This is a genomic window from Aerococcaceae bacterium zg-252, assembly GCA_016237705.1.
Lineage (GTDB): Bacteria > Bacillota > Bacilli > Lactobacillales > Aerococcaceae > Globicatella > Globicatella yangjingiae.
Window position 1 is genome coordinate 369,155 of the sequence record CP066204.1, and the last position, 13,153, is coordinate 382,307.

Here is a 13,153-nt window from a genome sequence, read left to right on the forward strand (position 1 = left end):
CACCGTTCTTTTTTGTATTTTAGTTAATTTTAGTATAGTAACCGTTTTATAACAATTGCGGAAGATTAGAATGCGTATGTTCTTTTCATAGATTTATTTTCTTTTGTGGTATAATAATATTCAAAAGGAGGTTTATCAGTATGCATGAAGCAGTATTCAATTTACTGAAAGAAAAGAATGTTCCAAGAGATTGGGATATGCTAAAAGAAATATGGAATCCTCAACCGTTTACTTATCACAATGGTGAACCGGTTTATCAGTTTTTTGAAACCTTTGATGATTCATTAGATATGAGCTTACAACCTATTTCATTATCTGTGAATCCGATAGAGTCCTTTGTTCCGTATCATATGCATAATTATGTCGAAATTATTGTACCGCTCAAGGGCTCTGTTCGCATTTTAACTGAAACGGAAGATTTATTAATTAGTGAAAATGATATTTTTATCGTAGGGCCTAATACGATGCATCAAAATTTACCGATTACGAAAGATGACTTAATTTTAAACATTGCGATTAAACAGACGGCTTTCTCGCAGTCCGATTTGGAGTTTTTACGTCGAGGGGGTAATTCAGATGTGTTATCAGACATGTTATTTTTCCAAAATCATGCTGATTCGCATTTAAAAGAAATCTATACGATTTTTACTTCAAAGGACGAAAATGGGTTAAAGCACACACTAGCGAATATGGTGTTTGAATATTATCGTGCCTCCGATTTGTACTCTAGTCGGATTATTCGGTATGAATTATTAGTTTTCTTAACGAAATTAATGCGTCTTAATCCGAGAATTAGTAAAGATTTGAAAAATTCCAAAAACACCGAATCAACGTTATTCTCTATCTTGATGTACATTGAAAAGTATTATGCTGATTTGTCATTGGAATCGTTAGGGGAGGAGTTTGGCTTTAATGCTAATTATTTATCGACTTATTTGAAACAAAATACAGGACACTCCTTTATTAAATTAGTACATATGCAACGAGTGAAAGTAGCATGTGAGTATTTAACTTATACACAATCGCCAATTGAACAAATAGCGATGAAAGTAGGCTACGAAAATCCATCGTATTTCTATAAAATTTTCAAAAAAATATTAGGAATGTCACCGGCTGAATATCGTATTCAAAATAGTAAAGAACGTTATCAGGCGAGATAAGTTTATCAGAATTTGAGTTGAGTCTAACGGCATTTAGTGCTACTCTAATATAAAGTGAATTATGACAAATATTTACTTAGGAGCATTGAGATGAAAAGAGAAGCAGTTAATATTCGAGACCCTTATGTTGTTGTACATAATCAGATGTATTATTTATATGGGACACGTAGTGAAACAACGTGGAGTGACGCTAATGGATTCGATTGTTATACGTCGAGTGATTTAGAAAATTGGGACGGTCCGATTGAAATATTTAAACGAAGTGATGAATTTTTTGCTACACAAAATTATTGGGCACCGGAAGTGTATTATCATATGGGTGAATTTTATTTTGTTACGACCTTTGGAGCTAAAGGAATTAATAAAGGAATTTATATGATGAAGTCAGCGAAACCGACTGGGCCATTTGAATTAATTAGTGGACGTTTGACTCCAGCAGATTGGTCTGCCATTGACGGTACGCTATATTTTGAAGACGGGAAAAATTATTTAATTTTCTCGCATTCATTTGAAACGTCACCAGACGGCGATATGTGTGTGGTTGAATTATCAAAAGATTTAACACAGACAGTTACGCAGCCTCAAAAATTATTTTCTGCTGCTGAAGCTGTTTGGGCACAGCCGATTCCTTTTGCTAAAGCAGAATTCGGATTAGACGGCGATGTTTATTTTACCGACGGACCTTCTCTTTTTAAAGATGAGGACGGAGAACTTTATATGTTATGGTCTAGCTGGGGAACGGAAGGGTATGCGGTAGGCTTGGCAGTATCAGAGTCAGGGAAAATATCAGGTCCATGGAAGCAAATTTCTGAACCAATTTTTAATAAGAATGGTGGGCATGCTATGATTTTTGAAGATTTAAGAGGGAAAAAGCGTTTCACCTATCACTCACCTAATGACATGCTTCATGAACGATTACAGTTTGCTGATTTAGTAAAAGAGAACGGCACCTATGTATTAAAAAATCGAACAGATAATCAATAATATAATTTTTTTAGTGGTAATTGACCACTACATGATATTAAACAGCACTAATTGCAGGTGAAGAAACTTTGTAATTAGTGCTGTTTTTATTGCAAGTATATAGCAGAAATATTCGGTACATAAACTTTGAAATGGATAGTTTCATATTGTCTAAATGTTTTAAAGAAAATTACATCACATAAGTAACTTATATTAATAAGGATTTTAAGGAAGATTTAATCTATATTGTTATGAATAAAATAATATCATCTACGAAAAGAACATACTGCTTCTGAAAATACAGTATAGAGTAATCGGTTTCTTGTGGATATACTGAGAGTGTCATAATTCATTAAATTAAGAAAAGGAGACATTATTATGAACAGTAATCAACCACAAGAGAAAATGGATTGGAAATTTGCTTGGTCACATGCTACATCAGTAAGTGGAGCTGCGATGATGATTGCAGCGACAATCGCTAGTTTCTTCGGTTTGTATATGACTGATAATATTGGTTTGTCAGCCGGTGCAGCAGCTAGTATTATGTTTATTGCAACTTTATGGGATGCTATCAATGACCCGATGATGGGTGTTCTTGCTGACCGTACTAAGTCACGTTGGGGACGTTATCGCCCATACTTTATTCCGGCACCATTATTATTAACATTTTTTGCAACAATGATTTGGGTGATTCCTAATTTTTCAACAACTGGAAAATACTGGTGGGTATTAGTAATGTACATTGGCTATGGTATGACAAGCACAATGTATACCATGCCTCAAATGGCAATATTACCGGCTCATGTGAAAGAAGATAGTCAACGTAACTTAATTATTGCAATGGGTGCTGCTTCAACAGCGATTGCTTTCACACTAGGTTCTTCTTTCGGTTTAGACATCAAAAACTTCTTTGAAACACAATTTGGTTTCTCAAATGGGTATATTCCTTATATGATTATGTTAGGAGCATTATCTTGCGTTTCATTTTGGAGTTTATTTGCAACGTCTAAAGAAAAATATATTGAACCACTTCCTGAGCGTCCATTGACAGATGATTTAAAACGTATTTTAAAACATAAAGAGTTATCACCATTCTTATTAGTTTGGGTATTAGCATCTTTAGGATATGGATTAGGTTTTGCTTCTTCTGTATATTATGTGATGTACTACTGGGCACGTCCAGATTTAATCGGTCTTTATATGGCAGCAACAGGGCCAGCAGGAATTTTATCAATGGCTGTCGTAATGCCTTTAGCGCTTAAATATTTGAAGAGTGCTCAAAAAGCATTAGCTTTCTCAGTTATTGCATCTGGTGTTTTCTTTGTAGGCTTATTCTTCTTTGGAAAAACAAACTTTACATTATTAATTGTATTAAGTTTCTTAGCATCAATGTTTTCAACAATGCAAAATGCATTAGTTAACGTTTTAGTTAATGATGCGATTGACTATATTCAATTTACAGAAGGAATTTCAGCGAACGGTATTATTTCAGCAATTAAAGGATTTGCACAAAAATGCGGTAATACATTAACCAATTCAGGACTTTTATTTGTTTTAGGTTTAGTAGGTTATGTGCCAAATGCTATTGGACAACAAAATGACGCTACGATGTTTGCGATTAACTTCTTACGTTTTGGTGCTCCAGTTGTTTTAGGGTTAATTATGTTATTCGCTTTACGCTTTAACCCAGTTGACAAACATCGTGAAGATATTGCATTAATGAAATCAATGATTCGTGACCATTCGAATGATAATCAATAATATAAATCTTTTAGTATAGAAAATCGTGACAACAATTGCTGTTGATAATAGCAGTTGTTGTCCTTTTTAATAGAGTGTAGGTATTGCACTGGAGATTTTTGACGTAGAAGACAATCTAAATGTGTTATAGGAGTGATAAAAATGAAGAAAAAACAGTTTAATGATAATTGGTTGTTTTGGAATAGTGGCGATTCATTTGCATTAGTATGGAATGTGCCAGAGCACGCACGAAAAGTGAATTTACCACATGATGCGATGTTGGAAGAGCAACCTTATGCTGAAAGTAAAAATGGTGGTAACACAGGGTTTAGAGATGGGCACAATTATGTGTATTTAAAACATATTGATTGTACGCAAGAAGATTTAGCCACAGTCAAAATTTTAAAATTTGAAGGTTCTTATATGAACACCTTTGTTTATGTCAATGGACAATTAGCAGGAAAACACCATAATGGTTATACAGTATTTTATGTACCGATTCATGAGTACTTACATATCGGACAAAATGAAATTCGTGTTGAAGTACGTAATGCAGCGATGAATAACAGTCGCTGGTATTCAGGTAGTGGTTTGTACCGAGATGTGTATTTATTAGAAAGTGATACCTTATACATTAAAGAAACTGGAACAAGGGTAACGACGCTTTCAGTTGAAAAAGATTTTGCTGAAATTGAAGTAGCTGTTCCAGTTGTAAATGCTAATTTTGGCTCAAAAGCATTTTCTGTCAAATTAGAGGTGTTCAATGCACAAAATGAAGTGGTACAAAGTGAATTGAGACCGTATTATATTAAATCACACGAACAATCTGATATTAAGCTGTGCTTAGGAATTGAAAATCCAGCCTTATGGTTTGCTGAAACACCGAATTTATACCAAGTGAAAGTACAATTGTTTGTCAATGAAGTAATTGTAGATGAAGATAGTCAAACATTTGGTATTCGCACGATTCAAGTAGATAGTCGACATGGGCTACGTATTAATGGTGAAGTCACTAATTTAAGAGGTGCGTGTATTCACCATGACAGTGGTTTATTGGGTGCAGCAACCTATGAAGCAGCGCATCGACGTCAAATTAATATTTTAAAAAATGCTGGTTTTAATGCGATAAGAATGTCTCATCATCCAGCTGCTTCAGCTTTATTAAAGGTATGTGATGAGCTAGGTATGTATGTGATGGACGAAACTTTTGATATGTGGACTCGCTTTAAGGGAGATTTCGATTATAGTTTAGTATTTGAAGATTATTGGCGTAAAGATGTTTTGTCAATGGTGCAAAACGATTATAATCACCCAAGTGTGATTTTATATTCGATTGGTAATGAAATTCCTGAAATTGCGACATTGGAAGGTAGTTTACTGGCGAAAAATATTCATGATTTTATCAAACAATATGATAAGACACGTCCAACTTTAGCTGGTATTAATGGGGTCTTTGCATCGGGAAATCAAATTCCGCAAATAACAAGAGATGTTGTGGAGCAAAATAAAGCTGAGGGTCAAGAAATTGTTGGTAATGTGAATGACTTTATGTCAATTATGGAGTCTAGTATGGACAAAATCGTTGTGCATCCTGCTATTACCAAAAATCTTGAATGGGCGACTGCTGCAACGGATATTGCTGGATATAATTATATGTCAGCACGTTATGAATTAGATGCTCAACAGTATCCGAATCGTGTAATGGTTGGTAGTGAAACTTATCCACCTGAAATTGCACGCAATTGGAAACTTGTTAAACAACTTCCTAGTGTCATTGGTGACTTTACATGGACTGGTTGGGATTATATTGGTGAAGCTGGTGTTGGTGTGCCGGCATATCAATTTGGCGAAGGTGGTTTTGGTGCACAATTCCCATGTCAGCTAGCTTATAGTGGTGATATTGATATTACTGGAACACGTCGTCCATTATCATACTATCGTGAAATTGTTTTTGGTCTAAGAAACGAACCGTATATTGCTGTTCAAAAACCAGAACATTACGGCAAAAAATTGATTAAGACACCTTGGGTATTGTCAGATGCGATTAGTTCATGGAACTGGAATGGTTTTGAAGCAAAACCGATTATTGTTGAAGTGTACGCACCAGGTGATGAAGTGGAATTGTATCTCAATGACCAACTGATTGCTAAAAAAGCTATTGGTGAGGCACTAGACTATCGAACATTGTTTGAATTAACTTATCAACCGGGTGAATTAAAAGCTGTCAATTATGCTAATGGAGAAAAAATAGCTGAAACTATTTTACAAACTGCTGATAGTGATAATCTTTCGATTGCAACTAAGGTGGAACAATTCGATGATTTGTCCTATGTGGAAATTGAATTGCATGATGCTAAAGGCAATCTGATTACGAATAGTGACCAAAATCTTACAGTAGAATTGAATGGTGCAGAGTTGCTTGGTTTTGGAACAGGTAATCCTAAGCCGGTAGAACATTATTTAAGTAATCGTACGACAACATTCTTCGGTAAGGCATTATTAATTGTGCGTAAACAGAATGCTCGTGCAGAAGTAAAAATTATGAGCGATATGTTACATAAGGAAATTGTATTTTAGTAAGTGCTAAATTTGGGATTTTATCTCACTTGAAAGACTATGCAGTTAATACTGTGTAGTCTTTTTTTAGTCTATATATTTGAATGGAAACATATAAATTATTCTCGACGAGTATGCGAGTGTGAGGAATAAATTCTTCAACTCCATTATTTGATTTTATACGCATTTTATGCGAAACTGTATAAGATAGAAATAATGAATGGAGACGATTCTAAGTGAATAATCAAACATTTCAATTAATTAAACAATTAACCGAAGTACAAGGGATTTCAGGTAATGAAAGACGTGTGCGTGAAGTCATTCGTGAGAAGATGACACCTTTAGTTGATGAAGTTCACCAATCGCCATTAGGAAATTTATTTGGGGTTAAACATAGCCAAATAGCAGATGCCCCACGTTTAATGGTAGCTGCGCACATGGACGAAGTTGGATTCATGATTAGTCGTATTACGGATAATGGGCTATTTGCTGTTATTCCAGTAGGTGGGTGGAATCCATATAGTATTTCAGCACAACGTTATACTTTGCAGACAAAAAAAGGGGATTATGTCTGCATTTCATCATCTGTTGCCCCTCATTTATTGCGTGGTAAATCAGAAGGACAAAGTGTGAAAGCAGAGGATATTCTCTTTGATGCTGGATTTACAAGTAAAGAGGAAGCTCTTGAGTATGGTGTGCGTCCAGGTGATTCAATTGTGCCACAAACGGAAACAGTCAAAACTGCGAATGGAAAAAATATTATTAGCAAGGCTTGGGATAACCGTTATGGTTGTGCCGTTATGTTAGAGACATTAGCATCTGTAAAAGATTTAGTTTTGCCGAACCATTTAATCGCTGGAGCTTCTGTACAAGAAGAAGTTGGTTTGCGTGGGATTAAAGGGGCAGTACATCAATTCCAACCAGATTTATTTTTAGCTGTTGACTGTTCTCCAGCTGGTGATGCGGAAGGTAAGAAAGATGAATTTGGTCAATTAGGACAAGGATTTTTATTACGTATGCAAGACCCAGGTCATATTACTCATAAAGGATTAAGAGATTATTTATTGGATATAGCTGAAAGTAATCATATTCCGTATCAATATTTCTTTTCTAAAGGTGGAACGGACGCTGGGGCTGCACATGTGATGAATAATGGAGTGCCAAGTGGTGTCATCGGTGTTCCAGGACGTTATATTCACGGACATCAGACATTATTTAGTATTTCAGACTATGAAGCAGCACGTGAAATGCTGTTGAAAATTGTGACAACATTTGATAGAACAACATTAAATTCAATTTTAAAACAAGGGTAGAGGTGTGACTATGTGGTTAGCATTTTATAATCAAGAGGGTATCGGTGATGTTTTATTATTAACAAGTGGAACGGTTGCTGATGAACATATCGAAACGAAGTCGAATGACAATGTTACAGTTATTTATGATGAAATAACAAAACAGCCAGTGTCGATTAATATTTTTGGTGTTGCTGAGACATTGGGTTTAACTGGTAATGGTGCGATTGAATTGCATGATGAGCAAGTTAAATCTGTAAATCAGTTGATTCAGAAAGCGGGATTCGATATTGAAATTTCGGTTGATAATTCGCCTAAATTTGTGGTTGGACATGTGGAAACATGTGTGCCACATGAAGATAGCGACCATTTGAGTGTCACAACCATTCGAGTGGCAGCAGACGAAGTATTACAAATTGTGTGTGGTGCTCGTAATATTGCCAAAGGATTAAAGGTATTGGTTGCCTTACCTGGTGCCGTAATGCCGAGTGGGTTAATTATTTGGCCAGGAGAATTGCGTGGTGTGGTAAGTAATGGTATGGTTTGCTCGACACGTGAATTAGAGTTAACACATATTGAAGATTATCCAGGCATTTGGGAATTGAAATCAGATTTGCCAATAGGTATGCCATTATCTGAAGTAGTTGCGCAATATGCGTAAATATGTAGAGCCAGTCGATATTAGAAAGTAGGTCGGATAGATGAATTATGATGGTCCTGTTTATAAAAAGGCAAACGAACAGAAAAAAAGACGATTTCAGTCACACTCTGTAAAGCAAAAACGTCAATTTGAATTGAAACAACCATCATTGCTTGATGATACTGCTCGTTCTACTACACGCTATACCTTGCCTGAGAGTGCAAAAGGATTACGTCAGTACCAAAATTTAACGCCACCAGTTAATGCTAAAACGCTTAATCATCGGATTGAACAAGCGAATTTAACTGATTCGGAAGCAATGGTGCCAGAGAGTGAGTACCAAGTCCCTTTTTTAAATAAAACAAAAAAGACGGCAGTGTGGAAGACAGCTGTCGCACAAGAAAGCGATGAGAAAGTAAGTGCTCCAAATAATAAACGCACACTTTCACATCACTATCAGCCGGCATTAAAATCTATTTTTAGTGAAGTTCCAAAAGTTACAGAAAGTGTAGTTGAAGCATCACCTGTAAAGTCGATTGATACGAAAAATATTCGGACTATTTCGACACGATTAATTAAAGATAAGAGTAGTTACTTATTGTTTGTTGAAGTAAGTAATTAGCATTGTAAAGGAGCAAATTATGTTATCACATGATACCCTATATCATTTTGTTGGAATAAAAGGTTCTGGAATGAGTGCATTGGCATTGATTATTCATGACAGTGGCTACAAAGTACAAGGTAGTGATATTCCAAAATATTTTTTCACACAACAAGAGTTAGAAAATAAAAAAATTACATTATTGGAGTTTGATGCAGCTAATATTCAAGCAGGGCAGACGATTATTGCAGGAAATGCGTTTACAGATGAGCATCCAGAATTGGTTCGTGCACGTGAATTAGGTTTGCCGATTTATCGTTACCATGAATTTTTAGGTAAATTAATTTCAGGTTATACTAGTGTTGCGATTACTGGTTCACATGGAAAAACATCAACAACTGGTTTGATGTCGCATACATTAAGTCACTTAGCTCCAATTAATTATTTAATTGGTGACGGAACAGGATTTGGTCAACTAAATGCAACCTATTTTGCGTTGGAAGCATGTGAATATCGTCGTCATTTTTTAGCTTATCAACCTGATTATGCTGTGATGACGAATGTTGATTTTGACCACCCTGATTACTATCAATCGATTGATGATGTTTTTTCAGCGTTTCAATCTTTTGCGAAACAAGCTAAAAAAGCTATTGTTGCTTGTGGAGAAGATGCGTATTTAAGAAAATTAGAAGCTGATGTTCCAGTTTACTACTATGGTTTCTCAAATGAATCTGATTTTTATGCTAAAAATATTGTGCGTACCGTTGACGGCTCGACCTTTGATGTGTATCGTGGTGAGCAATTATTGGGTCATTTTTCAATTCCAACTTATGGCGAACATAATATATTAAATGCGTTGTCAGTTATTGCGGTGTTGACACTTGAAGGATTTGCTCCAGCAGACATTAAAACTCATTTGGCGACATTTGGTGGTGTAAAACGTCGTTTTTCAGTTAAACAAGTGTATGATTTAACAGTGATTGACGATTATGCACATCATCCGTCTGAAATCCGCGCAACCATTGATGCTGCTAAGCAAAAATATCCGAATCGTAAAGTTGTTGCGATTTTCCAACCACATACATTTAGTCGAACAGTTGCCTTATTAGAAGAATTTAGTGAAGCATTGAATTTAGCTGATGAAGTTCATTTAGTAGATATTTTTAACTCTGCTAGAGAAAGTAAAGGCGCTGTGACGATTCATGATTTAGCAGCAAAAGTTAAAGGTGATGTTGAAATCATTTCTTCAGAACATTTATCACCACTGATGAATACTCAAGATGCCGTATTATTATTTATGGGTGCTGGAGATATTGATAACTTGGCACGTCAATTCGAAACGGCTTATGGGCAATTAAAAGGTAATAAATTATAGTAAACGAATGAGTTAGATTGGAGGAAGATGATGCGAATTCAACAATTGCAATATTTAGAAAAAATTGCTGAAACAGGGTCAATGAATGAGGCGGCAAAACAATTATTTGTTTCTCAACCCAGTCTAACTCAAGCAATTAAAGAGCTAGAAAAAGAGTACCAAATCCAATTGTTTTATCGCAGTAAGACAGGAATGACTTTGACGAATGAAGGGCGTGAGTTTATTAATTATACTCGAGCGATTCTTGACCAAGTGAATTTATTGGATACTAAGTATAAGTCTGGTACGATTCGTAAACAAATTTTTAGTGTATCGGCTCAGCATTATGCCTTTGTGGTACATGCTTTTGTTGAATTAGTAAAATTGGTCGGTGGCGATGAATATGATTTTACATTGCGAGAAACCATGACGCAGCATACGCTCGATGATGTGCAATCGTTTAAGAGTGAAATTGGTGTTATCTATTTAAGTCATTTTAATGAATCAGTATTGAAAAACTTAATTAATGAGAAAGAATTAGAATTTATTCCACTGTTCGAAGCATTTCCACATGTGTTTGTGGGACGAGATAATCCTTTAACGCAAAAAGAACGAGTGACATTAGAAGATTTAGAAGAGTATCCATATCTTTCATACGAACAAGGTGATACCAATTCGTACTATTTTTCAGAAGAAATTTTAAGTACATTGTATCGCAAAAAACATATTCAAATTAGTGACCGTGCGACGATTTTTAATTTAATGGTTGGATTGAATGGTTACACAATTAGTTCAGGAATCATTAGTAGTGCACTCAATGATGAAAAAATCGTAGCAATTCCTCTAGATGTTGATGAATCAATGACATTGGGCTATATTAAGCACAAAAAGATTAGTTTAAGTGCAATGGGTCAACAATATATTGAGTTATTGAAGCAAAATATTAGTGACTATGGATTTAATTTGTTATAAAGATAATACAAATTTTGGCTAGCTTGAACTATTGGGTTAAAAGGTTACGGATATATTAGGTGTAATGGGTAAGATGAAAAAAGGGACTGTGCAGAATGTCCAAAAATTTTAACAAATGAAATTAAAGATGCTGATTTAACAACATTCTTTTTCTTTAGATTGTTGAAATTTCTGACTTTTTGCCCAGTCCTGTTTGTGTTTTGAAAATTTTTTCATTGACATCGAATGTAAGCGATGTTATGATAGGGCTATCAAAAAGGAAGGAGCCACATTTATGTTATTCAATAAATTTACAAATGTATATCGTTGGCAAGCTTGGCATAGATAGGTTGTAGACTTGGAGAAACATAATCCATGGATACAGCCCAGTTTTGACTGCAGTTGTATCTATGTGGCGATTTTATCAGTTTACCACGTAGATGTTTTTGATACATACTATGTGGTTTTTTTGCTTAGCAATTTGTATCCATGTAGTATGAATACAAATTGTTAAGCGTTTTTTATATTTTAATATTAGGAGGAAATAAATATGTCAAATCAAGTGCAAAAAGGTTATTTTGGTGAATTTGGTGGAAGTTTTGTACCGCCACAAATTCAAACATTATTAGATGAGCTAGAGTCAGCATTTAATCAATATAAGGATGACGCAGCATTTTTAGAAGAATTTAGATCAAATTTACACGATTATTCAGGTCGTGAAACACCACTTTACTTTGCAGAGAGTTTAACAAAGCATTTAGGTGGAGCCAAGATATATTTAAAACGAGAGGATTTAAATCACTTAGGTTCGCATAAGCTAAATAATGTTTTAGGTCAAATTTTATTAGCTAAACGCATGGGAAAAACTAAAGTAATTGCAGAAACAGGTGCTGGGCAGCATGGTGTTGCGACAGCAGCAGCGGCAGCTAAATTCGGAATGGAATGTGATGTCTACATGGGTGCGGAAGATGTTGAACGTCAACGATTAAATGTCTTTCGAATGGAGATGATGGGGGCAAGAGTTCATTCAGTTGAAACAGGAACTAAAACACTAAAAGATGCTGTGGATGCGGCTTTTGGCGCATGGATGGCAGACCTAGATGCTTTTTATGTATTAGGTTCAGCTGTTGGACCACATCCATATCCAACAATTGTACATGAATTTCAAAAAGTAATTAGTTTAGAATCCAAACGACAAATTTTAGAAAAAGAAGGTAGATTGCCAGATGTTGTGATTGCATGTGTGGGTGGTGGTTCAAATGCTATTGGTGCTTTTTCGCAATATATCAATGAATCGAATGTACGCTTAATTGGTGTTGAAGCAGCAGGAAAAGGGGTTAATACTAACTTACATGCAGCGACTATGACGAAAGGTGTAATAGGGATTGTCGATGGCATGAATACAATTGTCCTTAAAGATGAAAATGGCGAGGTTGCACCTGTTTATTCAATTTCTGCGGGGTTGGATTACCCAGGAGTTGGTCCAGAACATGCGTATTTGAAAACTTCTGGGCGTGTAGAGTACCTTGCTGCTACAGATGATGAAGCGGTGGATGCTTTATTATTACTTTCTAAAACAGAGGGAATTATTCCAGCGATTGAAAGTTCGCATGCAATTGCTAAAGCTATTCAATTGGCACCGGCAATGTCCAAGGATGAAATTGTGATTATCAATGTATCTGGTCGTGGAGATAAAGACGTTGCTTCAATTGCGAAATATTTAGAAACACGACAATAATAATTCAAAATAGGGACTAGGCAAAAATTTTTATATTACACTAATGTAAAATGTATTTTCAGTTTGTTTTATTGTAATTAGCAATTTTTTGTCTAGTCTTTATATTTTAAAATAGATTCCTAGTACAATATTTTAAAGCTTCATTTTGTAATTTTTAC

At 35.2% G+C, this 13,153-nt stretch carries 10 protein-coding genes; all 10 read left to right on the plus strand.

Going from position 1 to position 13,153, the window contains the following annotated elements; all coding sequences use genetic code 11:
• The first annotated feature begins 140 nt into the window (after nt 1–140).
• On the plus strand, nt 141–1,160 hold the full coding sequence (locus tag JDW14_01810) for a helix-turn-helix domain-containing protein (GenBank protein QQD65882.1): 1,020 nt from the start codon (nt 141–143) through the stop codon (nt 1,158–1,160).
• A 90-nt stretch (nt 1,161–1,250) separates the two neighbouring features.
• Nucleotides 1,251–2,144: a family 43 glycosylhydrolase gene (locus JDW14_01815; GenBank protein QQD65883.1), complete on the plus strand. Its 894-nt coding sequence runs from the start codon at nt 1,251–1,253 to the stop codon at nt 2,142–2,144.
• 357 nt (nt 2,145–2,501) lie between these two features.
• Nucleotides 2,502–3,884, plus strand: a complete 1,383-nt coding sequence (locus JDW14_01820) for an MFS transporter (GenBank protein QQD65884.1) — start codon at nt 2,502–2,504, stop codon at nt 3,882–3,884.
• A 141-nt stretch (nt 3,885–4,025) separates the two neighbouring features.
• Nucleotides 4,026–6,440, plus strand: a complete 2,415-nt coding sequence (locus tag JDW14_01825) for a DUF4982 domain-containing protein (GenBank protein QQD65885.1) — start codon at nt 4,026–4,028, stop codon at nt 6,438–6,440.
• Between the two features lie 215 nt (nt 6,441–6,655).
• On the plus strand, nt 6,656–7,732 hold the full coding sequence (gene pepA / locus JDW14_01830) for a glutamyl aminopeptidase (GenBank protein QQD65886.1): 1,077 nt from the start codon (nt 6,656–6,658) through the stop codon (nt 7,730–7,732).
• A gap of 10 nt (nt 7,733–7,742) precedes the next feature.
• Entirely contained in the window at nt 7,743–8,372 is a 630-nt protein-coding gene (locus JDW14_01835; protein ID QQD65887.1) for a DUF4479 domain-containing protein, read from the plus strand.
• 40 nt (nt 8,373–8,412) lie between these two features.
• A complete protein-coding gene (locus JDW14_01840; protein ID QQD65888.1) occupies nt 8,413–8,973 on the plus strand; it encodes a hypothetical protein in 561 nt (186 codons plus the stop codon).
• Between the two features lie 19 nt (nt 8,974–8,992).
• Nucleotides 8,993–10,327 carry a UDP-N-acetylmuramate--L-alanine ligase gene (locus tag JDW14_01845; GenBank protein QQD65889.1) on the plus strand — a complete coding sequence of 445 codons (1,335 nt, stop codon included), beginning with the start codon at nt 8,993–8,995 and terminating at the stop codon, nt 10,325–10,327.
• Nucleotides 10,328–10,357: 30 nt separating this feature from the next.
• Nucleotides 10,358–11,278 carry a LysR family transcriptional regulator gene (locus JDW14_01850; GenBank protein QQD65890.1) on the plus strand — a complete coding sequence of 307 codons (921 nt, stop codon included), beginning with the start codon at nt 10,358–10,360 and terminating at the stop codon, nt 11,276–11,278.
• Between the two features lie 529 nt (nt 11,279–11,807).
• Nucleotides 11,808–12,995, plus strand: a complete 1,188-nt coding sequence (gene trpB / locus JDW14_01855; GenBank protein QQD65891.1) for a tryptophan synthase subunit beta — start codon at nt 11,808–11,810, stop codon at nt 12,993–12,995.
• The last annotated feature ends 158 nt before the right edge of the window (nt 12,996–13,153 follow it).